General features: G+C 56.8%; 20 protein-coding genes and 3 tRNA genes. 8 read left to right on the plus strand and 15 right to left on the minus strand.

The genetic code is table 11. The features are described from left to right. The first annotated feature begins 35 nt into the window (after nt 1–35). The 4 genes from JHC09_RS07800 to JHC09_RS07815 are packed head-to-tail and all read left to right on the plus strand — an operon-like array spanning nt 36 to nt 3551. Nucleotides 36–905: a transporter substrate-binding domain-containing protein gene (locus JHC09_RS07800; protein ID WP_199531476.1), complete on the plus strand. Its 870-nt coding sequence runs from the start codon at nt 36–38 to the stop codon at nt 903–905. Beyond that, the gene (locus JHC09_RS07805; protein WP_199531477.1) at nt 905–1891 is read left to right on the plus strand and encodes an ABC transporter ATP-binding protein; all 987 of its coding nucleotides are present in this window, start codon (nt 905–907) and stop codon (nt 1889–1891) included. The genes JHC09_RS07800 and JHC09_RS07805 overlap by 1 nt, the downstream gene beginning before the upstream one ends. After that, nucleotides 1888–2736, plus strand: coding sequence for an ABC transporter permease (locus JHC09_RS07810; RefSeq protein WP_248305844.1), 849 nt, complete (start codon nt 1888–1890; stop codon nt 2734–2736). The genes JHC09_RS07805 and JHC09_RS07810 overlap by 4 nt, the downstream gene beginning before the upstream one ends. Nucleotides 2737–2741: 5 nt before the next feature. Further along, a complete protein-coding gene (locus tag JHC09_RS07815; RefSeq protein ID WP_199531478.1) occupies nt 2742–3551 on the plus strand; it encodes a transporter substrate-binding domain-containing protein in 810 nt (269 codons plus the stop codon). 15 nt (nt 3552–3566) lie between these two features. Here JHC09_RS07815 and JHC09_RS07820 read toward each other — a convergent pair whose 3' ends face one another. The 7 genes from JHC09_RS07820 to JHC09_RS07850 all read right to left on the minus strand — a co-directional run bounded on the left by JHC09_RS07820 (nt 3567) and on the right by JHC09_RS07850 (nt 12588). Then, the gene (locus JHC09_RS07820; protein WP_199531479.1) at nt 3567–4175 is read right to left on the minus strand and encodes a hypothetical protein; all 609 of its coding nucleotides are present in this window, start codon (nt 4173–4175) and stop codon (nt 3567–3569) included. 42 nt (nt 4176–4217) lie between these two features. Next, the gene (locus JHC09_RS07825) at nt 4218–4712 is read right to left on the minus strand and encodes a c-type cytochrome (protein WP_199531480.1); all 495 of its coding nucleotides are present in this window, start codon (nt 4710–4712) and stop codon (nt 4218–4220) included. Between the two features lie 499 nt (nt 4713–5211). After that, entirely contained in the window at nt 5212–6273 is a 1062-nt protein-coding gene (gene ugpC, locus JHC09_RS07830; protein ID WP_199531481.1) for a sn-glycerol-3-phosphate ABC transporter ATP-binding protein UgpC, read from the minus strand. A gap of 10 nt (nt 6274–6283) precedes the next feature. Then, the gene (locus tag JHC09_RS07835) at nt 6284–9481 is read right to left on the minus strand and encodes a glycoside hydrolase family 38 C-terminal domain-containing protein (RefSeq protein WP_199531482.1); all 3198 of its coding nucleotides are present in this window, start codon (nt 9479–9481) and stop codon (nt 6284–6286) included. Continuing rightward, a complete protein-coding gene (locus JHC09_RS07840) occupies nt 9478–10293 on the minus strand; it encodes a carbohydrate ABC transporter permease (protein ID WP_199531483.1) in 816 nt (271 codons plus the stop codon). Before JHC09_RS07840 ends, JHC09_RS07835 begins: the two co-directional genes overlap by 4 nt. Beyond that, a complete protein-coding gene (locus JHC09_RS07845; protein ID WP_169193699.1) occupies nt 10293–11183 on the minus strand; it encodes a sugar ABC transporter permease in 891 nt (296 codons plus the stop codon). Before JHC09_RS07845 ends, JHC09_RS07840 begins: the two co-directional genes overlap by 1 nt. Before the next feature lie 88 nt (nt 11184–11271). Then, on the minus strand, nt 11272–12588 hold the full coding sequence (locus JHC09_RS07850) for an extracellular solute-binding protein (RefSeq protein ID WP_169193698.1): 1317 nt from the start codon (nt 12586–12588) through the stop codon (nt 11272–11274). Nucleotides 12589–12852: 264 nt separating this feature from the next. Between JHC09_RS07850 and JHC09_RS07855 the strand changes: the two genes are divergently transcribed. After that, nucleotides 12853–13917 (plus strand): LacI family transcriptional regulator, encoded by a 1065-nt coding sequence (locus JHC09_RS07855; RefSeq protein ID WP_199531484.1) that lies wholly within the window; start codon nt 12853–12855, stop codon nt 13915–13917. A gap of 171 nt (nt 13918–14088) precedes the next feature. On the opposite strand, the gene JHC09_RS07860 is transcribed toward JHC09_RS07855, so the two are convergent. The 8 genes from JHC09_RS07860 to JHC09_RS07895 form a co-directional block, all read right to left on the minus strand. After that, nucleotides 14089–14165: transfer RNA gene (locus JHC09_RS07860), tRNA-Asp, on the minus strand. Between the two features lie 394 nt (nt 14166–14559). Then, nucleotides 14560–14635 (minus strand) — tRNA-Val (locus JHC09_RS07865). A 101-nt stretch (nt 14636–14736) separates the two neighbouring features. Next, nucleotides 14737–14812 (minus strand) — tRNA-Val (locus JHC09_RS07870). 202 nt (nt 14813–15014) lie between these two features. Beyond that, nucleotides 15015–15290: an HU family DNA-binding protein gene (locus JHC09_RS07875; protein WP_169193720.1), complete on the minus strand. Its 276-nt coding sequence runs from the start codon at nt 15288–15290 to the stop codon at nt 15015–15017. Between the two features lie 462 nt (nt 15291–15752). Then, nucleotides 15753–16949 carry a TCR/Tet family MFS transporter gene (locus tag JHC09_RS07880; RefSeq protein ID WP_199531485.1) on the minus strand — a complete coding sequence of 399 codons (1197 nt, stop codon included), beginning with the start codon at nt 16947–16949 and terminating at the stop codon, nt 15753–15755. Nucleotides 16950–17048: 99 nt separating this feature from the next. Further along, the gene (locus tag JHC09_RS07885; RefSeq protein ID WP_199531486.1) at nt 17049–17918 is read right to left on the minus strand and encodes an NAD(P)H-hydrate dehydratase; all 870 of its coding nucleotides are present in this window, start codon (nt 17916–17918) and stop codon (nt 17049–17051) included. 98 nt (nt 17919–18016) lie between these two features. Continuing rightward, on the minus strand, nt 18017–19957 hold the full coding sequence (locus JHC09_RS07890) for a DUF5054 domain-containing protein (RefSeq protein WP_199531487.1): 1941 nt from the start codon (nt 19955–19957) through the stop codon (nt 18017–18019). Nucleotides 19958–19970: 13 nt separating this feature from the next. Then, the gene (locus JHC09_RS07895) at nt 19971–21011 is read right to left on the minus strand and encodes a LacI family DNA-binding transcriptional regulator (protein WP_349236530.1); all 1041 of its coding nucleotides are present in this window, start codon (nt 21009–21011) and stop codon (nt 19971–19973) included. Between the two features lie 290 nt (nt 21012–21301). Between JHC09_RS07895 and JHC09_RS07900 the strand changes: the two genes are divergently transcribed. From JHC09_RS07900 to JHC09_RS07910, 3 genes are all read left to right on the plus strand, one after another. Further along, nucleotides 21302–22648, plus strand: a complete 1347-nt coding sequence (locus JHC09_RS07900) for an extracellular solute-binding protein (protein ID WP_199531488.1) — start codon at nt 21302–21304, stop codon at nt 22646–22648. A 171-nt stretch (nt 22649–22819) separates the two neighbouring features. Next, nucleotides 22820–23764, plus strand: coding sequence for a sugar ABC transporter permease (locus JHC09_RS07905; RefSeq protein ID WP_199531489.1), 945 nt, complete (start codon nt 22820–22822; stop codon nt 23762–23764). 11 nt (nt 23765–23775) lie between these two features. Continuing rightward, the gene (locus tag JHC09_RS07910) at nt 23776–24609 is read left to right on the plus strand and encodes a carbohydrate ABC transporter permease (protein ID WP_199531490.1); all 834 of its coding nucleotides are present in this window, start codon (nt 23776–23778) and stop codon (nt 24607–24609) included. Nucleotides 24610–24614: the final 5 nt, after the last annotated feature.

The following is a 24614-nucleotide window of genomic DNA, read 5'->3' on the forward strand; positions in this document are numbered from 1 at the left end:
TAGGTCCGCCCAGACCACCTCAAGAGGTCCGGAACATGACTAAGACTAAATTGGCTTCGCACCTCGCTTCAGCCGTCTCTAAACTCCCCCGCATCGCTGCGATGCTTTTGGTATGCTGCACGCCTGTTGCCGCTCAACCCGAGCCTGAGTTTTTTGATAGGCCTTACGTCTACGGCCAGTGGGAAATCGGCCGCAAAACCGATGAATCCAAACTGCGTTACTGCGTTGATCCACGAGACGGCGAATGGCAAGTCGCTGCGGCCATTGGCGAGGCTATCGCCAACGCGCTTCTGCTAGAACCCGTCGAAATCGTGGTCGAAAGCGATTTCGAAACCGAAGACATCACCCGCGTCTATCGCCATTTGTTGGAACAATGCAGCCTCTACATGGGCTTTAAACTCCTGCCCGAAGGCTATGATCCGTGGTCCATGCCAACGCGCGGCTTCTACGATGCAAAATATGCCTTCGTCACTGACGACCCGAACATAAAAAGCCTGCAAGACCTCGCGCCTAAGCAGATCATTGGCGCGGCCCTTGGCACAACGGGCCATGTCCGCTTAGCCAATTACAACAACGCGCAGACCTCAGAGCGCCGCTGGCGGATATTCCCAATCGGCACCAATCCTCTGGCGCTCGACGCTGTACTGTCGGGCTCCGTCGATGTCGCTCTCGTCTGGGAGCCATCCTTGTGGGCACTCCAGCAGGCCGATGACAAATATAAAGCGCTCAGCGTGCTCTCATCTGCCCCCCTGCCCGAGACCTCGCTACCGGTCGGCGCACTGATGCTGTCGAACGAAACTTTCCTGCGCAATTCCATCGACGAAGCCGTAGCGGCCCTCGTCAGCGATGGGACAATCGATGCCATTTTGACTGAGTTCAATTTCCCCGGCCAAGGTTCGCGCTAATGACATCATCTCAAGAGGGCATTCGCGTTGCCGACGTGAGCAAACGTTATGGCCGCACGCTGGCGCTTGACGGCGTCAGTTTCGAGGTGAAGCCACGCGAGCTCTTTGCGCTGCTTGGCCCCAATGGCGCTGGCAAAACCACGCTCATGCATATTTTGAGCACTGTCCTGCGCCCCGATAGCGGCACAGCGGAACTGGCAGGCCACAATGTGGTCACCGCACCACTCGAAGCCCGCGACGCACTCGGCATCATCTTTCAGGAACCAAGCTTGGATGATCGCCTGACCCTGCGCGAAAACCTCAATTTGCACGGCTTGGTCTTTGGCATTCCCCGCCGACATAGGCTCAACCGCATCAACGAAATGCTCGCACTGGTGGAGCTGACAGAATGGGCCGACAAGCCCGCCCGTGCACTCTCATCAGGCATGAAGCGTCGCTTAGAAATCGCGCGCGCACTCATGCATGATTCAAAAATCCTGCTGCTGGACGAACCCACAGTGGGGCTTGATGCGCAAACGCGCGAGCGGATCTGGGGCTATATCCGCAAACTACAGGCCGATCGTGGCCTGACCGTTCTGGTTACAACCCACTATATTGAGGAAGTTGAGGCCTGCGACCGGGTCTGCATCATCGATCATGGCAAAGTGCTTGCGCTAGACACGCCCGATGCGCTGCGCGCGGCGCATGGCCAGCAAGTGCTGCATGTCACACCACGGTCCGAAACGGATCGTGCCGCCATCCTGAGCCAATATGCGGACCGGCTGATCTCCCAAACCCCCGTCGAAGTGACGCTGCGGTCCGACGAGGCCTTTGTTGAGACCTTCCTAGGCGCTTACGGCACGAGAGTGTCAAACTTCGTCAATGCCATCCCAAGCCTTGAAACCGTGTTTTTGACTCTCACCGGACGCGAGTTGCGCGACCGGGCGGCGACCGCGCGTGAGCGCACAGCAGCCTTTGGCAAGCGCGGCGGGGAGCACACACGATGAGCATGCAAGAAAAGTCACTGCCAACACGCTATTCCTCGCGCTTCCTGATCCAGCTCAGTGGGCTTTACGGTCTCTGGATGCGCGAGGTCATGCGCGCCTTTCGCGATAAGGGACAATTGATCGGTGGCGTCAGTCGCCCGATCTTGTGGGTGCTGATCCTCGGCATTGGCCTCAACCCCTATTTCCGCGGTGAAGTGTATGGCTCGGTTACGTTTGTCGTACCCTTCACCTATCTCCAGTTTATCTTTCCTGCCGTGGTCGCATTGAACATCATGTTCACCTCGGTCCAATCAGCTGTCTCGGTCATTTGGGACCGGGAGTTCGGCTATCTTCGCGAAGTGATGGTGTCGCCACTCTCTCGTGCCACCGTTCTCTTGGGCAAAATCCTCGGTGGGGCGACGGTTGCCGTTCTTCATGGCTGCCTTGTGCTCATTCTCGCGCGCTTTGCCGACGTGACTCTTACCTTTCAGCAAACACTCCATGCCCTTGGTTTAATGTGTCTTTTAGCTTTCACATTAACAACACTTGGGGTTGTCATCGCCAATCGCATCCGCACCTTTGAAGGCTTCGGCATCTTCTCAAATGCGGTGATCTTGCCGCTGTATTTCCTCTCCAGCTCGATCTTCCCGCTCGATCCGGCCCTCTCCCAGGCACAAACCAAAATCACCTATCCTGAGTGGCTCGTGACCTTGGTGCAGTGGAACCCACTCACCTATGCGGTGGACGCTTTGCGTGGCGCGCTGATCAATTACAACCAGTTCGACCCGCTGATCGGCATTTCGATCCTTGTGGGCAGCGGCGCTGTGCTCTTCGCTATCGCACTCTATGATTTCAGCCGGAACTAGCCGCCATGTCTCGCTATAAGCGTGCGCTGCAAACATTCGGCCCAGTCACCGCAGTGGTCGCTCTTCTGGTCGGCGTCTCAACGCTACCGCCAGACACCTCTCTGCGCGACATTCAAAACGTCGGCACGCTAAGAGCCTGCGTTCCCACCAACTATCCGCCGCTGGTCACGAATGATCCAGCCGCGCCCGGCGTTGATATTGAAATCCTCAATGCCGTGTCGGCGAAGCTGAATGTTACGCTTGTCTTGAGTCCCAGCGCTGAGATGGGCCGTGACTTCAATCCGCTGAATTGGAACCTCAACCGCGCTAAGTGCCAGATCGTAGCAGGCGGCGTGGTTGCGTCTAGCCAAACACGGTCCTTCCTCGAAACTTCGCCCTCTTATGCGCAAACCGGTTGGGCGATCGTTTCCAAGGAGCCACTGCCTACGCTTATGGGCAAAACCCTTGGTGCCCTAACCCTGGTCTCTGGCCTCAACCGCATCGAGTTGGCAGGGTATCTCCGCAATCAGCAAAGCACTGTGCGCGTTGTTCCCACCGAGGCGGCCTTCGCGGACAACATCAATAGTGGCACTTTTGATGGCGGTGTCACTGAGGCACTTCTCGCCAGCCAACTGGCGACCGAAAACAATTGGCATGTGGCACCAGTCTCAGATGCGCTCGCCAGCTACCCGATCGTTCTCGGCTTGTGGAAGGGTGATCTCACGCTCAAGCATCAGGTCGATGCAGCGATCTTGGATATGAAGGCCGATGGCACGATGGATGCCATTTTGGCCAAATATGGCGTCAATCAACAAACCACCGGTGCGTCTCTCTAAAACGAGACGCTCCGGTCACGTCCCCACAACAAAACTGACGACGGCGTTCCACGCTGGAGACAGCAGAAAACGCGTCACCCCGAGGGCCGTGATAGCAAACAGCGCCCAACTGCTGATCAGCGTCATGCGGTCAGAAAGCTGCGCCCCAAAAATCTGGAGGAGAAATCGCCCGGCCAAGCTCGGCAGCGGCAGAAGCGCCAGAACAGCCATCGCCAAATAAATCCGTGCCGCAGTGCGCAAAAACGCTGCAAACGTAATGCCGGCCGTGTGAGGCAATGAGAGCAAGACCGGGGTGATGAGCTGCATCGCCAGCCAAGCCAGCGCCACCATGGTCAGACTGCCGCACAGTGTCAGCAGGACCAAACCAAGCTTGCCGGATTTGAGCTCGTGCCCATTGACGACAACGGGCTTGGACCACCCAAACCCCGTCAACACGAGCGCTAACAGGCCCGGCAAATCCGTATGCACAGCGGGGTTGAGCGTAGTACGCCCGTCATAGCGCGGGCCCTTATCGCCCAGTTTGACGGCAAGATAGGCGACCGCAAAACCTTGGATTGGAAATGCGATCAGCGCAGCGATAATCCGCACAGCAATGAGCTGCAGGTTCAGTTCCCAAGCAATCATATTCTGGTCTGCCTACAGCCCAAGGATCGTAGCGGTCTTGGCTTACTTCTGCATCACCAGTTCATATAGCGCGTCGCTATTTGCTGGCAGGTCCATGCCATCCTTATAGCCATTCACCTTGAGGATATAGGCCATCAGATCAGCATAGATTGCTGGTGCATAACGCCCGGGCGAGCTTGGAGGCATCGTGCCGACCATGACGTCGAACAGTGCGCCGGCAGGAGCGCCGTCCGCATATTTCTCGTCAAAGCTTGGGCCACGCAGGACCGGACCACCGAGGAGACCGCCCTTGAGATCGTCGCCATGGCACTCGGCGCAATCTGCTTCATACTTCTTCTTACCGCGCGTTGCCTGCGCTTCAGAATAGCTAACGGGGCGCTCTGCTTGCGCAACGAGGATACGGTCCACGCTCACTTCGGTTGTGGCCGGGGCTGGCTTCAGGCTGGCTGGGGACCAGGCTGTAAGCAGTACGGCGGCGGAAGCGGCGATCCCAACGCCGACAACTCGACGCAAAATGCTTGATGATCCAATAGTCAAAACAACCTCCCTAGTCTGTGCAACCCGTCATTACGAAGCGCTGCCCGGATAGACTAGAATGGTAGTTTGCCTATGTCGAGCAATGTTTTAGCGAATTCTTGTGCTGCGCCAGAGGCATTTAAATGTATCCCCCCGCCGTCCCGGCCGACTAATATGCGCCCCAAGGGCAAGGCCCATTGAACACAGTTCATAGACCCGAGTTTCGAGGTTCTTACTGCCTCAGGCGACCCGACCCAGCCCAAAATCGCCGCAACCGCGCACTCGGCGTCACTATCGCCCTGCTCCTATTTAATTATCGGGATATCTCAGGCCACCAGACGCCCCTTGGCGGCCCCAGACTTGTACAACCAAATGCCCCCCATACGCCCATCGCGGCCCCACAAAAGCCAAGACAGGCCAAACCCCAATCCCATCTCATAAACGTGGCCCACAAAAACTCTTACGCGGAACTCCATAGTTTAGCTTGTCCCGCGACAGATTTCGTAAGCCTGCAGGCAATTTAATTGACAGTAAGAGCCCGGCCTGCCGCGTCGAACAAATGGACGGCGTCAGGCGGGATTTTGGCCGAAAGTGTTTGGTGCAATTCCAGCTCTGGCGCGCCATCAATTTTGAGCGTGACCAGATCGCCATTTGCAAGCTCGACATAGGCAAGAGCGTATTCGCCAAATTGCTCGATCACAGTCAACCTACCCGAGAGGTCGCCCTGCCCTTCGGCGGCCACCTGCAAATGCTCTGGCCGGATGCCAAAGGTTTTGGCTTCGCCGAGCTTGGGATGATCGAGGCGTACCGTTCGGCCCCCCGGCAAGCTAAACCCGCCAGATGTCGGGGTGATCTCGATAAAATTCATTCGCTGGCTGGCGATAAAGCCGGCGACGAAAGTGTTGACCGGATGGCGATAGAGCTCAAGTGGCGAACCAACCTGTTCGATCTTTCCGGCATTGAGCACGACGATGCGATCGGCCAAGGTCATGGCCTCAACCTGATCGTGGGTGACATAAATCATTGTCGCATCGAGCGCATCGTGCAGCTTGGCAATCTCAATGCGCGTTTGAGCGCGTAATGAAGCGTCGAGATTGCTCAACGGCTCATCAAAGAGAAAGACCTTGGGGTTGCGGACAATGGCGCGCCCGATGGCCACGCGTTGGCGCTGCCCGCCGGACAGCGCTTTGGGCATGCGGTCGAGATAGGGCTCGATTTGCAGAATGCGGGCCGCTTCGCGCACCCTTTGCTCGATCTCTGCCTTCGGCGTTTTGGCTAGTTTCAGGCCAAAAGCCATGTTGTCGAAGACGCTCATATGCGGATAAAGCGCGTAGGACTGAAACACCATGGAAATGCCACGCTGCGGCGATGGCACATCGTTGACGACTTTCCCACCGATAGAAATTTCGCCGCCCGAAATCGGTTCGAGCCCCGCGATCATCCGCAACAGCGTGGACTTACCGCAGCCCGAGGGGCCGACGAACACGACGAACTCACCGGACTTAATGTCGAGATCGACGCCATGGATGACCTCGAGACTCCCATAAGATTTCCGTACATTCCGTAGCGTAACGTCAGCCATATCGGCCTCCTTAAACTTCGATCAGCAGTGTTGCGATCTCGAAAGGTCGCAAGGCCAGTTTGACGCTATTGTTGGCGAGCGGCAGAGGCTTGCTGGGGCCTTCTTCCATAAGATTGACCGTGCGGACGGATTTCACCGGCAGGCCAAAACTGATGGTTGCATCGGCCCGGATATTGGCGTGCTCAAACAGCCGCAGGACCAAGCGATTGGACGCCTCGGCCTTTTTGACAGTTTCAAGCGCAACATTGGGCACGTCGACCGAGGCAAAGCTAAAGCTGTCCAATCCCTGCGCCGGCGCAGACGCAATGGTGCGAGCGCCAACGACAGCCAGAGGATTGTTGAAGCGTTCTGCGGCGCGGTGAACTTCGTGCAAATCGGCCACGCCATCATGCACGAGAAGTCCATAACGCAGGCAATGTTCACCCAGATCCGCATCGGGCGCGGGGAAGGTTGACCCGCGCACCAGGGTCAGCCGCACCGATTGCTCGTGGCAATCATAGGCATATTTGCAGTCATTGATCAGCGCCACGCCGAAGTCGGTTTCGCTGATGTCCACCCACCGGTGCATGGAGGCTTCAAACCGCGCGCGGTCCCATGTGGTGTTGCGATGGGTCGGGCGTTTAACGTGGCCGAACTGAATTTCCGAGCGAATTTCGGAGATATTGAGATCAAATGGGAACTGCGCCTTGAGAACCGTCTGGCGCTCCTGCCAATCGATATAAGTATCGAACTCGATCTGCCGCTCGCCGGCAACAAGGGAGATTACTTGCACAATGGTCGAGCTTTGATACTTGCGCTCGATGCGAAGGGCGGCGCGATGAGGACCGGTTTCCGCGACGGAAATCGTCGCAGCCGTATCGGCCAAGGGCCAGAACTGCTCTTCAAAATAGCGGTCTATGTCCCAGGCATCCCACTCCATCGGCTTGTCTTCATAGGCGATGAGGCGGTTGGCTTTCTCGCCTGCGGCCAGGGTATCGCGCTGGCGAGCCTTGTCGAAGATCGAGGTAATTTCGCCGGACTTGGCGAAAGTCACACGCAGAAGCTCATTTTCAAGATGTGTTTTTGTGGCTGAAACAGCCGACCGGTAAGCGCCTTGCTGAGCAACAAGCTGCGTCCGTGTCCACCCAAGCGCAGCCACGTTTGAGACCGGTGCGGCAAAGCTGGATGTGCCATCGGCACGGCTGATTTTCTGAAGAGGTGCGGAGCCAGAGGCTGAAGTGACAGCTGCACCAGCAAGCTGCGCATCGGAACCGAAATCAACGAGATCGCTGCGGATCTGACCGGTAAAGTTGAAAATGGAGAGCGCACCGTCGCCCGACTTTGCAAGGGTTTGGGCAGCGGTGTGCCAAGGCCCATTCTGCGAATTGAGCGTCGAGAAAATCTCGGCATACTCGCGGTCGCTATCGACATAGACTTCCGGGATCGAGGTGCCGGGCAGAATGTCGTGGAACTGGTTGATCAACACCAGTTCCCAGAATTTGGCCAAGGTCTCGCTTGGATACGCATGTCCAGATTGACTGAGGGCCAGCGCGCCCAAAAACTCCAGCTCGCGCAGCATGCGTTCGGCGCGGCGGTTGTTGGCTTTATTCTTGGCGACCGAGGTCAGCGTGCCCCGGTGGTATTGCAGGTAGAGTTCGCCATTCCAGGTCGGGAACTTGCTACCAGGCTTATCCATGGCCGCCCCGAGCCGGTCGAGATAGGGCACAATGCCTTCTAGCTTGACCCGTGGCGCACCGGGAATACCGCGTTCAAGGCGAATACCGCGTTCGATCATCGCCCGTGTTGGGCCGCCGCCGCCATCGCCATAGCCATAGGACATAACGACTTCATTGTGCACGGCTTTGGGCTCGTAACGCTTCCACGCCCCCATGGTCTCGCTCACCGACAGATCGCCATTGTAGGTCGTGAAAATCTGCTCGCTTTCGTATTTCTGAGCTGTGATCAGCTGGGCTTTGGTGACAGTGCCGTCGATGCCGCGCCAATGGAAACTGTCGTAGGGGTGGCGATCGGTATCGTTCCAGCTCAACTTGGAGGTGACAAAGTATTTGAGCCCGGATTTGTCCATGATTTGCGGGAGGTTGGCCGAATAGCCAAAGGTATCCGGTAACCAAACGGTTTTAGGATCGACGCCGAAATGCTCGAGGTGGAAGCGCCGCCCACGCATGATCTGGCGCACCAGACTTTCACCCGAAACAATATTGACGTCTGGCTCCACCCACATGGCGCCTTCGATCTCAAACTGGCCTGATTTCACGCGCTTGAGCATTCGTGCCCAGAGCTCTGGATAATCCTGCTTGAGGAAATCAAAGAGCACGGACTGATTGTACATGAAGATGAACTCAGGATACTCCTCCATGAGGTTCAACACGGTCGCGAAAGACCGACCGGTCTTGTCCCGCGTGTGCATCACGCGCCAGAGCCACCCCACATCAAGGTGGGTAGAGCCAACGGCCGTGATCTGGGGCTGTACCTCAGTATCGACGAGCGCATAAATCTCAGCAGCAATTTTCTCGGCCGCGCCCAGCGACGCCTCAAATTCGGGGGTAAATCCTGCGCGGCGATCCAGTGCCCGCAAAGCCCTGTCGATAATGTTGAGAATGGCTTGGCGGCGCGGGTCGTTTTGATAGAGCCGAATGGCAACGTCGAGTGGTGTTTTTAAGTCCCAATAGAGTTTTTCGGCACGCTCGCTACGGGTATAAAAATCGACGGTAAATCCAACGAGCGGGCGGTCGAAAAAGGTAAAGGCGTTGACCAGAAGCGTGTGCTTTTTACCCGGTTTGGCTTTGCGCTCGATCACCAGTTCTGTGTGATTGCCGTCGAGCGCCTGCGCGATTTGGCCATCAATATAGGCGAGGCACTGCGGATCAGTGGCCCCCGGCCGATCCTGCCACTGGCTCTTGAATTTGAGCACGAAGGTTTTGCCAGCTGCCGCCTCGGGCACGGTAACCTCAGCTGCGAACCACGTGTGGCCCTGCTTTTTCGCCCAGACGGAATGGGAGCCAAAAGTCTCCCATGATCGCCAATCTGCAGAAAGGGCGTCCCCCGCCGAAATATCTGCGCGCTGGATGTGCCACTGCCAACCGACATCGGAAACGGGCGTCAGAATTTTGGCTTCAAGATCTGCGCAGAGGCGGATGAGCTTGCCCTCCATTTTGAGGTCATCATCCAACAAGCCCAGCTTGGTCGATTGGGGATTGGAATAGGTCATCCTTTAACTCCGACACCGGCGAACCCTGTGTTCATGTTCCGCCTGAGAAGAAAATACACGCCGATCGCCGGCGCCGCGTAGATGATTGAAAACGCTGTAAGAAAACCGTAGTTGATCGCGCCCTGCTGGCCGAAGGCAGCGTAAAGGCCGACGGACATTGGGAAAGCATCCTGCACGCGGGCGAAGATGAGGGGCAGCAGGAACTCATTCCATGCGCCTGTGAAACTATAGAACCAGACCACTGCAATGCCCGCGCGAGACATGGGCAAAACAATTTTGGTGACGATCTGGAGGAGGCTCGCGCCCTCCACATACGCAGCTTCTTCCAATTCAATCGGCACTGTGTCGAAGAAGTTTTTGAGAAGCAGCAGCGTGAACGGTAAGTTCAAAATCGTCAGGGATATGATGACACCGAGCTGGTTGAGCAGGCCAGAGCGCTGAGCGGCAAAATAGAGCGGCACCAGCACGCCAACAGACGGCAACATGCGCAACAGCACGAGGGTCCACAAAAAGGCGTTGCGCCCCGGGATGCGGAGCCGCGAGAGCGGATATGCCGCCGCAATGCCGACGAGAACGCTCAGCGTTGCAGTACCCGCAGCGATGATCAAGGAATTGAGAAACTGTCGTCCAGCGTCCCCACTCACCGCCTCTGCGAAATTGTCGAGCCCAACAGACTTTGGAATTTCCAGAAGGCCGCTGGCATCCGGATTAAAAGCGTTCAGGATTAGCCAAGAAAACGGGCTGACCCAGATGACCGCCATAAAGCTCAGTGCGATGGCCGTCATGCGCGAGGTTGTGACGTTGGTCTCCATTATTTCGGCTCCCGCAGCAGGCGCAGATAGAACAGCGAGAGCACGCCAACAATAATCAACATGGCGACAGAAATGGCGCTGCCGAAGCCCAAGTTCCCGCGCGAAAAACTCTGATTATAGAGGAATAGCGCAAGGGTCTGGGTCTGTGTGCCAGGCCCGCCTCCCGTCATCGCGTAGATGAGCGGGAAATAGGTGAAGGTCCAAATGGTGATGAACAGCATATTGGTCGCAATGTGCGGTCGGATAATCGGCAATTGCACAAGCAAGACACGCTGAAGCGGTGTCGCCCCATCGACTTTGGCCGCTTCCACCACTTCGCGGCTGACGCTATCGAGCGCGGCAGAAAAGAGCAGATAGGACCACGCGGTGCCTTTCCACACATTGGCGATAGTGACGATGGGCAGCGCGTATTCATTGATGAAATTGATCGGCTTAAAGCCAAGCGGCACGACGATCAGCTGATTGATGAGGCCAGTCTGGCTTGTGGTAGCGGACCAGAGAAAGGCCGCCACAATGTCTGGCAGCAACCAGCCCAGCATAATCGACACTTCAATGATGGTGCGCAATTGCGAACGCGTACCACGCAAGACCGCAGCCAGCATAAATCCGAGGACGGACTGCCCCACGATGGCTGAGAAAAACACAAAGACAACGGTGGTCCAGAGAGATTCAAGAAAGCCGCGACGGGTAAACAGCCGCTCAAAATTTTGTAGTCCTACCCAGCTCCACTCGACCGATTTGCGCCCGACGAGGGCCAGATCCGTGAAGCTGAAGGCGATGGCCCAAGCCGTGAAATAGAGCAAAGCGCCAATCAGGAGAGCGGCTGGCAATAGCGCTAGCCCGAGCACCCAAATATTGCTCGTCAGCCAGGGATTGGATTGGTTGGTCATGGAGACACCAGCCCATGTCTAGGACGGAACTAAAGGGAAGTGCGACGGCATCCGGAGGTCAGGTGGATGCCGTCGTCTCGGGAAAAGCTTATTCGTAGGTAATCACATTCTCGGCGCCAAATTCATCGACGAGAGCATCATGATAGGTCGTGATCACCTCATCGACGCTTGCCCCATCGAGAATGTCAGATGTGGCCTGCTGGATAAGTGCGGATACGGTCTGATAACCCGGAATAGTGTCGCGACCTGTGGTGTCCGCTGCCAGCTTTGTGGCTTCGGCCAAGAACGGGTCGGCTGTGTATTCAGGCGATTCAGACACGTCGGTTCGCACCGCCATACGGTGGGTCGTTAACGTCCAAGCCTTAAAGTTTGCCTGATCAAAGATGGTGGTCAGGAGCTTGAATGCGAGTTCTTTGTCAGCGGCCTTAGAGCTGATTCCCATGGCCCAGCCACCGGAAATATTGGTAGTGGCTTTGGTGCCCGGCTCGCCAGAACCCGGCCATGGCGTCCAAGCCACGAGCGCATCACGTTCTTCGCGGCTAGGCGGATTGTTGCAGTCCCAGATACAGGCATCTTCCCAAGAACCAGAGGCCATAATGCCCATATTGCCGTCACGCAGTGCCTGACGCACGGCGACACCAATGTCGGTCGCGTAGTTCAAGTCTGCAGGCTGGAGTTGTTTTTCGACGAATATCTGATGGTAGAGATCGAATGTGCGACGCAGGGCCGGACTATCGCCAATCCATTGATTGGTTTCCCGGTTCAGAAGTCGATTGCGATCCCCCTCGGGGACGTCGGCACCCAGTAGGGCCATATAGACGCCCTGCATAGTGGTGGCTTCGCCCTGCTTTATCCCTGCCGGTATCTGAAACGGATACTGTACGCCTGCGTCTTTGAGTTTTTGTGCTGCATCGAGAATGTCGGCCCAGCTCTTAGGCTGCCACGGCAGGGCAATGCCCGCCTTTTCGAAATTACCCTTGTGATACCAGAGCATGCGCACGTCGGTATCGGTCGGGAATGCGAATAGCTTGCCCTGGTAAGAAGACACTTCCAACAGGCCGGGCATGTAATACTGATATTGGTCCCAAGTCTTGGCGAGATCATCCAACGGTTCGAGATAGCCAGCTGCAGCCAGTTCGGACACCATAAAGCTGTCCATCAGATTGACGTCAGCGGCGGTGCCAGCAGCAAGATCGAGCGCGATACGCTGATCATAACCCTGCCCCGGCAGTTTGATGGCGTTCACCGTCTCGCCGGTGGCCTCCTCAAATGCCTTGATGCCCGGCTCGACGAGTGCGCTGGTCCATTCTGCATACATGAAAGATACTTCCGCCTGTGCCGGCAAAACCGAGGCGGCCAGCAGTGACGCAGCGGCCACCGTGGTCAGAAACCTAGTCCTTAGCATCTACTCCTCCTCAGAAGCTGTCATCTCGTTGGACGACCGTGGACCAGGCCTCACCCAGCCACAGGCCCAGCAAAGCACAAGTATTGCAACGTTGCAATTTCTATTAAAGATTTTTATTTACACTCTATCGGGCGAGTTTTCCTCCTTTAACCTAAGGTCATTAGCGACTCATCTTGAATGTATGTTTGGCATCAGCTCTGTTATATCGTTGCAAAACGCAGGTTGATTTCAGGTCCCCTGCCCTAGACGTTTCGGATCTCACCTATGGCACCGCGCAAACCAACAACGCCCCCGCAGAGCGCCTCCCGCGTGACGCTCAAAACTATTGCCGAAATGACAGGATTAAGCCTGTCGACGGTGTCCCTGTCGCTGCGCGATGGCAGCAAACTCAAACAAGAGACGCGCGACAAGGTCGCGGAGGCAGCCAAGGCGCTCGGCTACGTGCCCGATCGCGCCGGGGTAAGACTGCGAACTGGGAAAACCAATGTCATAGCGCTGGTTCTTGATAGCGCTGAAGACTCAATCGATTTCGCCCGGCAGATGATCCAGGGCATAGGCCAGGGCATTAGGGGAACTCGCTACCACCTGACCGTTATCCCTGAATTTGAGCGCTCGAACTCAGACGAAACCATTCGCTATGTTCTGGAAAACAGAACAGCGGACGGCGTTATCATCACCCACACTCGGCCCCGCGACCGGCGCGTTCAAATGATGATGGACGCCAATTTCCCCTTTGTCAGCCACGGACGGACGGAGTTTTATGCGCCTCATCCCTACCACGATTTTGACTCCCATAGCTTCACGGTTATGGCCGTCGAGCGGCTCGTCGCCAAGGGCTGCCGCTGCATTCGTCTGGCCATGGGGGATGATCGCACGACCTACTTTCACACCGTTCAGACGGCATTTTTGCAGGCAACGGCGAAGGCGGGCGTTGAAGCTTTCGTCCATGAAAGCCTCATGGGACGATCGCCGAACGAGACGCGCGCAATTGGCTCGGCTCTGGCCAAAGAAAGCAAGACGCCCTTCGGGATAATCTGTGACAGCGAAATGCACACAATCGCGCTTGTCGGGGGAATGCAGGAGGCCGACGCTGTGATGGGCCGAGATTTCCACGTTGTCTATAAGCAAACATCGGGCATTTTGCCTGCCTTTTTCCCAAATATGGACAGCCTACGCGAAGATGTTTTTAGCGCTGGCCAAGAGCTAACGCGCATCCTGCTTGAACGGATAAATGGCGAAAAACCGTCTCAGCTGCAAACTCTCGCAAGCCCTCAACCCCATTGGCGGCCACAACCAGCAGAAGACCTCAGCAATCACGATCCGTCGTGAGAGCATTTCTGCCGTAACGAGTAACCCTTTCCCCCTTAGTCACGACTTTCTCGTTCGCGAGCAAATGAACATTACTCGAAGGCAAGAGAACGGCCCCCTGTCATAATTGACACCACAGCTGATACGCCACGTGCACCAACTTAAAAGCATCAATAATTTCAAGGAAATAAATGGCGCGAGAGACGGGGCTCGAACCCGCGACCTCCGGCGTGACAGGCCGGCGCTCTAACCAACTGAGCTACTCCCGCAGCGCTTGCGAACTCTCGTTCGGCGCAACGTGGGCTCTGTATAGGGGCGTGATTTGCCCCTGTAAAGCGGCCTCAAGAAAATTCGCAAAGCTTTTCAACATCTGTGGCGCCGATGGGCATATCGTGGGCACTTGGCTGGCACTTTTGGGCGCCGTGAAGGGCTTGGCCGAGGCCTTCTCGATGGCAGCGCCCGGCAGGAAACAAAAATGGCGCCTTCCAGTGGAGACGCGGTACATTTTCTACGCAGCTTGGGAATCGCGGAACGTGAATCAGATCACCGCCCTGTCCGCTGCGACGAGAATGACGGAGGCAAGAATCTGGAAGCGAGTTGGCAGAACCCCAAAAAGCAAAAAACCGCCGAAGCGGTTTTGTTTTGTCGTTCAGGAGAAGTGAATGGTGGGCGATGACGGACTCGAACCGCCGACATTCTCGGTGTAAACGAGACGCTCTACCAACTGAGCTAATCGCCCGTGCCATTATCACGGAGTGCTTTTTCTAACGCTGACTTGGTGGTCAGAGCACTGGCACCAAGTAAAGAAGACCACTCTTCTTCGCCGCTGGTGAGCGGCAATGGTGGGCGATGACGGACTCGAACCGCCGACATTCTCGGTGTAAACGAGACGCTCTACCAACTGAGCTAATCGCCCGTGCCATTATCACGGAGTGCCTTTTCTAACGCTGACTTGGTGGTCAGGGCACTGGCGCCGCTTGCAGAACCGTTGTTCTTCAGCGACGAGCCACTGAATATGCGGACACGGGTTTCAGGTCAACACCCGAAAAAGTTCTCCACATAACAAAAAGGCCCCGGCTGTGAAGCGCGGGGCCAAATGCCGAGAGGCGAAGTCGCAATCAAGCGTTGATCGCGTCCTTCAGGCCCTTACCGGGCTTGAACTTGGCCTGGTTCGAGGCCGGAATCTGAATTTCAGCACCCGTTGCAGGGTTACGGCCGGTCGAAGCCTTACGCTGCGAAACGGCGAAGGTGCCGAAACCAACCAGACGAACTTCGTCGCCGGCCTTCAGGGCTTCGGTGATAGCTTCGAACACTGCGTCAACCGCTTCGGCGGCCTGTGCCTTGGTGATCGTTGCCTTGTCGGCGACAACGCCAACCAGATCGTTTTTGTTCATAGCGTTTCCTCACAGTGAATGCTCGCCGCCACTAGCGGCTCTTGATGCCTGATAGCCTGCCGCGATCACTCGCAAATCCAGACTATCCGGCCGATCAGTGCCCCGACGGTAGTAGCAGTTAATGGACCGGAAATATGGCTCTCGCAAGCCCCATAACCCCGAAAAGCCCGGTTTCCGGGGGAATATGGTCCCATTTCCACGCCGACATCGGTTTTGCTCGGCTTACGCGCGCCAAATGAATTCGCAGAATTACCAAGGAGATAGGATGCATGGAACGCAGTCCATCCGAGCGACGATTGCCAGCCACGCAGTCAAAAGCAGCCTCGAATTTACGGGCAATTTTTGAAAACAAAATCCATTGAGTCCCTTGGATTCTGGCAGTTTTCGCAGACTCAGCAACACTATTGGAGCAAGGCCAAGACGAGGTCGATGATTCTTGGATTTGAGCCCTATTCCAAAGCCTCAACTGCCGTCTTGGTGCTCGATAGGCTTACTCTTGATTGTCAGCATCAGCGGCAAGGCTGCGAGATAGATCACCATGGCAACCAGCCAGATCCCGCCCGGCCAAGTTCCACGGATGGAATGATAGATATTGCTGAACAGCAATGGGCCAAAGACCGCCGCCAAGCTGACCACGCTCGCCAACACGCCCTGGAGCTGTCCTTGGAGTTCAGAGCTGACTTGGCGGGTTGTCAGAGACTGTAACGCGGGCATCCCAATGCCACCCAGTGCAAAGATCGGCGCCATAATAAAGAGGGCCGCTCCATGGGTGGCAAATGCGAGAGTGAGCATCGCGCCAATTTCAAACGCCATGCCGACAACCAAGGCCCAGCGCTCGCCGAGCTTGGCGACTGCGGGACCGGTGACGAAGGCCTGCGCCAAAGCGTGGAAGAGCCCGAATGCCCCAAGGGACAGACCAATCAGCATGCCGTTAAACGCATAGACGTCTTCAGAGAAGATGGCCCAGGTTGAGCCATAGACCGTGCCGACCAGATTCATAATCAGATAGATGGCGATCAGGGGCAGCAGGGCTTTGAAAGCAAAGGCCCATGCCAATGGCTTGAACGGATTGAGCGTATCCAAGGTAAAGCGCGTATCACGCTGGCCCTTGCGCGACTCGGGCAGGACGAACAGTGCCATCGCGAAATTGACAGTGTTGAGCAGCGCTGCCAGCAAAAACGGCGAGCGCAGCCAGATGTCACCCAGAATGCCGCCAACCACAGGTCCGATGATAAACCCTATGCCGAACATTGCATGGAACAGTCCAAAGCGTTTGGCGCGTTCCTCTTCGGTGGAAATGTCGGTGATATAGGCTGTGGCCACGGCCATGTTCGCACTGGTGATCCCAGCGATGGCGCGACCGAGCACGAGCAACCACAGCTCTGGTGCAAAGGCCATCACCACATAATCGATCGCCGCGCCAGCAAGCGAAATCAGCAGCACCGGACGGCGCCCAAATCGATCGCTCAACACGCCCAAAATCGGTGAGAACAAGAACTGGCAGGATGAGTAAAGCGCCAGCATTACGCCCAATATTGTTGAGATATCAGAAGTATGCCCAACTTCACGCAGCAGCGCTGGGAGAATGGGAAAGATGAGCCCAATCCCAATGGCGTCCAGCATGACTGTTAGCAAAATAACCAGAAGCGCTTTGTTCATCGAAAAGCTCCAGCTCTAGCGTCACCACTCAAACTGGAGTTAATGCAGCGCCAGATTTCTATGCGCTTCACAATTTCTGATCAAGCGGCTCCGCGGCCCTCAACTCTTCACTTTATCAGCCAGGGCCTGAACCACATTAGGGATGAGCCCCGGGAGATCTTCGCTGATCATGCCGGTGCCGCCAAAGGCACTTCCCGCAGCGCCGTGTATCCAGACTCCCGCTGCGGCAGCATCGAACCCGTTCATGCCTTGCGCCAACAGCCCCGCTATTATGCCAGCCAAAACATCACCTGAGCCCGCTGTCCCCAACCACGCAGGTGCGTTATCGTTGACGACGATTTTGCCATCTGGCTCGGCGATGAATGTGTCTGCGCCTTTCAGCACCACAACGGCTCCAGAGTCGCGCGCCGCCTGATGGGCTCGCATGGCCTTGGACGCATCGTTGGCGTCAAACAGCCGTGCGAACTCTCCTTCATGCGGCGTCATAACGACATGCCCAGCCGGTCTTGCCTTTATGGCTGCAAACAGAGTGTCTGGGTCTGATGCGAAAACGGTCAGGGCATCGGCATCCAGAACGATATTGGCCTTGGATTTTAAGCCCGCCAACACCCGCTCCCGAGTACCCTCGCCTACCCCAGCTGCCGGCCCAATCACCAAGGCGTTGATCCGCTCGTCTGCGAGCACCGTGGCAAAGTCCGCGGGAGTTTCAGCGATGCGCAACATAATTGCCGTGACATGGGCGGCGTGTACCCTCAGTGCCGCTTCGCTGCCGACCAGCGTGACCAAGCCTGCCCCGGCGCGGAAGGCACCATAGGCTGAAAGGCGCGAGGCTCCTGTTTGCAGTGGACTGCCGCTGAGGACGAGGACATGCCCACGGGTAAACTTGTGGCCCTCTGGATCAAGCTGCGGCAGTTGCCACAACGCCGGACCGTTCTGAACGGGCTGAACACCAGCGGAGGCGGAAGGCATTGAGTGTGGCAAGTGCTTTCTTCCCTATCATGCGGTCCGGTGCGTCGTGATGAGCACGAAACCCTACCAGCTTGGCAGTTTTACGCGGTCCTGTCCGTTCATTTCCCGCCGAGGGTCAGCACGAAGCGGAACTGAACCGTTCCGTCCCACCACATCGGGAAATTCGTGCCCCATTTATTGTTATAGAGATTGAACCGAAGGCCATGACTAAAATCAGGAATCTCCGGCTGGAACGGAATGAAGTCGCTGCCTGCGGGACAAACCAGTGCGCTATCAATGGGCTCAATTGTCAGATCGATCTGATCGAGCGTGGTGCGCGCCGCCTCGATGGCCTGCAATTGACCGCCACCGGCGCGAACAATATGCGCACTGTCCTTCCACGATGCCATTTTGCGCAGCGACCATGCCGCCGCGCCCGCAGGGGTGAACGCGAAAAATCCGGCTTCGGGCATGCGATTGGCCGGCTTGTCTCGTAGCGTCAGTGAGACCTCGACCGCCTTATGCGAAATGCGCCGAATGGCGATGTCGTGACGCGCCGGAATGCCGACATGCGCTGCCTCAGCCCGCGAAATGGCAGCAATAGCGACCTGCGCATTGGCATCGACACCGATATGAGTGGGCGCGAATGACGCGGTGCGGGCAGTTTTTGCGTTCTGCAGGCCCGGCTTGTCATGGTCGAGGATGGCCCATTCCTGCCGATGCTGAAGATAGCTATCGAGGTGCCTTTGTAGTTCAGCCCAATCATAGGTTTCGTGGCGGTAGCCAAAGAGCGCGCCATGACTGCCCGCGATCTCAATACCCTCCGGCGAGACCACACGAGCAATGTCGCCCGTCGACGGATCAAGATCGGCCACCCAGCCGCCGTCGCTGATTTGATTGCCGGCCCGTGGCGCACGCTGTGCGATCGGAACCAGTTCGGCGAGCGCCTGCGAGGCTGCGGCGCGATCTTCGGCAGACAGGGCCGAGAGCGCATCCTGCATATAGTCGCGCTGTTCCTGCCAAGATTGCTCGGCATATTGGAAGCGATAGTCAATTTTGCGGGCGTGTTCGAACTGGGCCTGATCAAAGGCCTGGTCGTCGCGCAGATAGGTTTTAATATCCACGCCCCAAGTGTGTTCAGCCACCATGGCGAGCCGCCGAGCGAAACTCTCGCGCTCTACAGTCGGCTGATCCAAATTCTCGTAAAATCTCTCTAGTGCTTTGTACTGGCTTAATTTTACCGGATCAGTTGCCGCGCCATGAATCCAACTATCGCCAATTTCTTTGTCGATAATTGGGAAGTCTTCGCGCCGATCCCACATGGCTTGGCCGAACGCATCAAGTGTAGAGGCTTTGATCAACGCCCCTGGGTTCGCATGATGAAGCTCGCGCAGGGCCTCGACGGTCTGCCCGACGCTCTGCGGCCCGACATTGTCATTGGTGTGCGCAAAGCTGAGGCCCAAGTCCGGACCGGCTGGGAAGTCCGTAGCGCCATAGGAATTCTGATACATGACGACAATCTCGCTGCCGTCCTCAGCGCGCCAGCGGAAAATTGGCGGCACGTCTGGGACTGGGCTCGCGGTGTTGACCCCAAGATGGAGGAAGCGAAGCCCTGCTTCGGCCATGAGTGGCACCATGCCCAGCGTGTGACCCGGCACGTCCGTCATTTTTGCGGCAATTGTCGTTTTGCCAAAACGCTTGTCGAGCTCACGCGAAAAGCTCAATGCCGCGCGGAACATTTTTGGGCTCATCAACTCCGTATGCGAGGTGAATGGCAAGCCATGCCAAGCGATGAGACCCTTTCTGATCGCGTCTTCTAGCCGTGCGACTTTTTCTGCGCTTTGGGTCTGGAGGTGATCCCAAATCAGCCAAGCGCCAGTGGTCCAGATGAATTTGGGGTTGGCAGGATCTTCGGCATAAAAATGCGCGCCGGTTGCGATCGCCTGCGGGATAAATTGCTCATGATACTGCTGGCGCACGCGCTTGGCATGGTCGGTGAAGCCAATGTCCAGATGGGTCTTGAAGATCAGATGGATCTGCTGCTCAGATGTTTGCGTCATGAAAATGCCCAGCTCAGCCCACCGTGCCACGCACGACGAGACGGGTGTTTAATGTTTCTTCTAAACTTGGCGCGTCCGGCGCATTGAGCCGCCGCAAAATCAGGCGAACGAGGCAGCGCACGCGCTCATCGAGGTCAAACTTGACCGTCGTGAGGTTGAAGCTTTTCCAGTGTGACTGGGCGATGTCGTCGAAGCCAACGACCTTCACATCCTCAGGGACGCGCAGGTTCAACTCGTGGCGCAATGCGTCTAAAACGCCAAATGCGCCGACGTCATTGGCCGCAAAAATTGCATCAGCGCCCTGCCCGATGCGGAATAGATCAACGGTCGAGCGATAAGCGGTGTCATAGGTGAAATCGCCTGGAATAATCTGCGGATCGCCGAGCCCGCGCTCGCGCATGACGCGCCGGAGGGTCCGTTCACGAGATTCATTGGCGCGCGACTTGCTCAGCCCAGAAAGATAGGCAATCCGCTTCGCCCCAAACCCCTGAAGCAGCGCTACGGCTTGATCAATGCCATTGTGCTGGAAGACGTTCAGGCGGTCGTACAGTGGCTCGGCAACCGGCGTATCGTCTTCATTTTCAAAAGGATAGTTGACGTAGATCGGCACCGCACGACCGAGGAAGCGCACGAGAGTTTTCGGCTTCACATTCTCGACGAAGGCGATCACCGAGTCTGGGTTGAAGCCACGCATATAGGCGAGCAACTGCTCATCCATTGAGTAGTCAGTGCGGGTCTTGAACAGGAGCGTGGCAAAACCCTCGTTCTGGAGCGCCGTCGTCAAAGCGTCGATCTCTTGAGATTCCCAATGACTGCACACGTCTGGAACGATCACGCCAACAAGGTGCGAGCGGCCGCTCACCAGCGCTCGCGCTGCGCGATCGGGGGTGTAGTCCAGCTCTTTGGCGATCCGGAGGATGAGCTCGCGCTTTTCCGGTTTCAACGAGGTGTGAGGATTGAACGCCCGTGAAACAGCCACCCGCGAGACGTTAGCCTTCGCAGCGACCATTTCGGCCGTCGCCCTACCCCGTCCCGGCTCGCCCGCACTACTCACAGACACACTCCACACAGATGAAATCGTGTTCATTTAAGAACAGAACCCTAGCTGAACTGTCAATGCAGACTATCGCAGGACCAAGTTCTCCACACCCCAAAGACGCGACAATGCGATAAAAACACAGCTTTTCCGCAAGTGAACCGGCATCACAAAAGTTAACACTACCATACCTGCCATTGACGAGCAGTGAAAACGTGTTCAATCTGACAGTGTCCGCAAGCCAAGGGAGGCGCGGGCCAACAGCGGCTACCGGAGAATCCGGAGCCACCACATGGGAGGAATCTGCGATGAGCAATCGCCTACGCGCACTTGCGCTCGGCCTCGTCTCTGCCACCGCTATGGCAGTGCCGGCATTCGCCGTTGATCTAGAAATCACCTGCCGCTGCGTCATCGGCGGCGTTAATAGCGCCACCGCGCAATGGATCGAAGAGAGCGTTATTCCTGGCTTCACGGCTGCCAATCCGGGCATCAATGTGAAGCTGAACCAGTTTGGTGGCGAAGACGCCCAGCTCACCCAGCAGCTAGCTCTCGACTTCTCGACCGGCGCAGGCCCAGACATCTCGGGCTTCGACGGCTTCCTGATCCCCTCATTTGCTGAAGGCGGCCTCCTAAAATCTCTCGATGAGCTGATTGGCGAAGATTACGCCAATTGGGAAGGCTGGGACCACATTTCGCCCGGCATTCGCTCCATCCTCTCCTATGACGGCGAAACCTATGGCGTCGGCCTTGGTACGGACGTGCGCATGGTCTTTCTCCGCAAAGACCTTTTCGACAAGGCCGGCATCGACGCCGCTACGTGGAACCCCACCTCTTGGGCCGATCTGATTGACGCTGCTAAGAAGCTCAAGGAAGCCGGTGTCGAAGCGCCACTGCAGCTGAACGCTGGTGTGGCCATGGGCGAAGCGACCACCATGCAGGGCTATTGGATGGCACTGCTGGGCACGGGCGAAGGCGTCACCGATGACGACGGCAAGTTCATCGTTGGCTCCCAGGCCATCCTCGACACGCTCAACCTCTACAAGACCATCTATGTTGATGACGGCCTAGGCGATCAGCGCGCGCAGCTTCTGGCAGACGGTCGCAACCGCACCTTTGCCAATTTCCGCGATGGCAAGACCGCCATGCTGGTGGAAGGCGACTGGTTCTATCGCTCTGTCACCGCGCCCGGTGCAGAGTTTGAAGTCAAAGACCGCGACAATGTCATGACTTGGAAGAAGATGCCCGCTCAAGAACCGGGTAAGGGCATTCGCGGACAAGATGCTGTCTCGATCTCTGGTGGTACGGGCTATGTGATCAACCCGAATACCGATAGCCCGAAAGAAGCTTGGCAGTTCTTGTCCTTCATGATGAGCCAAGAACAGATGACGGCCTTCCAAAGCTTCTCACCGGGCATTCGCTCGCGTGATGACGTGGCGATCCCGGACAATGCGTTCTTGACGGAAACCAGCCAGGCCTTGCTGCCGATCACCACCGCGCGTCCGAACAATGCGCACTACAACGCAGTCAGCCAAGAAATTCAGCGCATGACCGAAGCCGTGGTTTCGGGTGAACTATCGCCTGAAGATGCAATGGCTCAGTACCGCTCGGCAGTCATCGCCATTGTTGGCGAAGAGAACACTGTCTCCACGCTTTAGAACTCCCTAGTGCCCGGCGTCTTTCCTCGACGCCGGGCACACCAGCACATTTCACACTCCTCGCCTTGCCCCTAGGCGTTTTTATCCGTGCCTCGATCCATCGATGGCGGCCGTTTCTTGCCGTCCGCGCGAGGTATTTTGCTTAGCCTCACTCACCTGAGTAGGACCTAAATGACCACCGACGCCAGCGCATCACCACCTAAATCGAAGGGCAAAAACTTCGCCCTACTTTCCAATAGAACCGGAGCGGCATTTCTCGTCCCGGCGGGCCTTTTGGTGTCGGTCTTCGTCATCATCCCGTTTTTTTGGGTGATATGTGTTTCCTTTACCAACCGGACCCTGCTCGGCAAAACCGCCCTCAGTCCAGAGTTCGTTGGCCTCGCCAATTATTTGACGCTGTTCGATCCGGTGTCCTTTTTCCAGCGTGGTCAGTTCGGCTTCTCGCTGATCCTGACCACGCAATTTGTTCTCTGCTCTGCCCTCCTCGGCCAAGCGCTGATCGGCCTCATTCTGGCTTGGCTCATCCAGACCGTTCCTCCGGCCGTCAAGCGCATGGTCGAAACCTTCGTTATCGGCGCGTGGATCTTGCCTGAGGTTGTCATCGGCTTTGCTTGGTTTGCCTTTCTCGACTACGACAACGGCACGCTGAACATGATCCTCACGAGTCTTGGCCTGCCCAAGGGCGACTTCCTGTTACAGCAGCCATTCTGGGTCATCGTCATCTTCAATACGTGGCGCGGCGCAGCATTCTCGATGATGCTGTTCAACTCGGCCTTTGCCTCTATCCCGCCCAGCTATTTCCAAGCTGCTGACGTTGCGGGTGCAAGTTCATTCCAGAAATTCCGGGACATCGGCCTCCCGCTGATCAAGGGTCACATCATCACCGATTTGATCCTGATCACCATGTGGACGTTCAACGTGTTCACGCCGTTCCTGCTGACCAATGGCGGACCGAGCTACAAGACTGAACTTGTCTCCATCTACAATTACCGCGTTGCCTTCCAAGACTTCCAGTTCGGCAAGGGCGCGGCCGTTGGCGTGATCATGATGCTCATCAACCTTGCCTTCGCGCTGATCTATCTCAGCATCGGCAAGAAAAAGACGCCGAAGACGTGAGGAAAGCCACCATGAAAAACCTTCCGTTCCACGCCGTTCTGAGCCGTATCGCCTTCTCGGGCCTCGCCACGATCATCGGCATTGTCTTTGCGCTGCCGCTGGTCTGGTTCATCTTCTCGCCCTTCAACGCGAGGGCTGAACTGGGTCTCGAAATTCCAGATCCCTGGACGCTCTCGAACTTCTTCACCGTCTTTGGCAATGGCTTTGCCATGCAGGCGCTCTGGAACAGCTTTATTCAGGCCGTCGGTGGCGTGATCCTAGTCGGTTGCGCGGCAACGCTGGCTGCCTATGCGCTGTCGCGATCCTCGATCCCCGGCAAGGGCGCTGTGACCTATATCTTGCTGCTGTTCTCGTCAGTCGTATCGGGAACCGCAGCCATGGTGCCGATCTTCCTGATCGTTTCGGCCGCTGGATTGATGGACACCCATCTCGCGGTGATCCTCACCTTTGCTGGAGGCTTGCTCCCGACCGCCATGTTCATCCTGCGCGACTTCATCGATGGCATTCCAAAATCTTATGAGGAAAGCGCCATGGTGGCGGGTGCGTCGCCCGTGCAGGCTTTCTTTGACGTGGCCTTGCCGGTCATTCGTCCGGGCATTGTGGTTGTGGTCGTCTGGGCCTTCGTCAACATCTGGGGCTCGTTCCTCATCCCCTTCATTCTGCTGCGTTCGAGCGAGAACATGCCAGCGTCTGTGGCCATCTATTCCTTCTACTCCGAAGCGGGCACGCCGGTCGTGACCCTGTTGGCGGCCTATTCGCTGATCTACTCGCTCCCCGTTATCGCGCTCTACCTCTTCGTCAGCTGGAAGTTCGGCTTCCGGTTCTTCGGCGGCATCAAGGCTTAACTCCC

Source organism: Devosia sp. MC532, assembly GCF_016461625.1.
Lineage (GTDB): Bacteria > Pseudomonadota > Alphaproteobacteria > Rhizobiales > Devosiaceae > Devosia.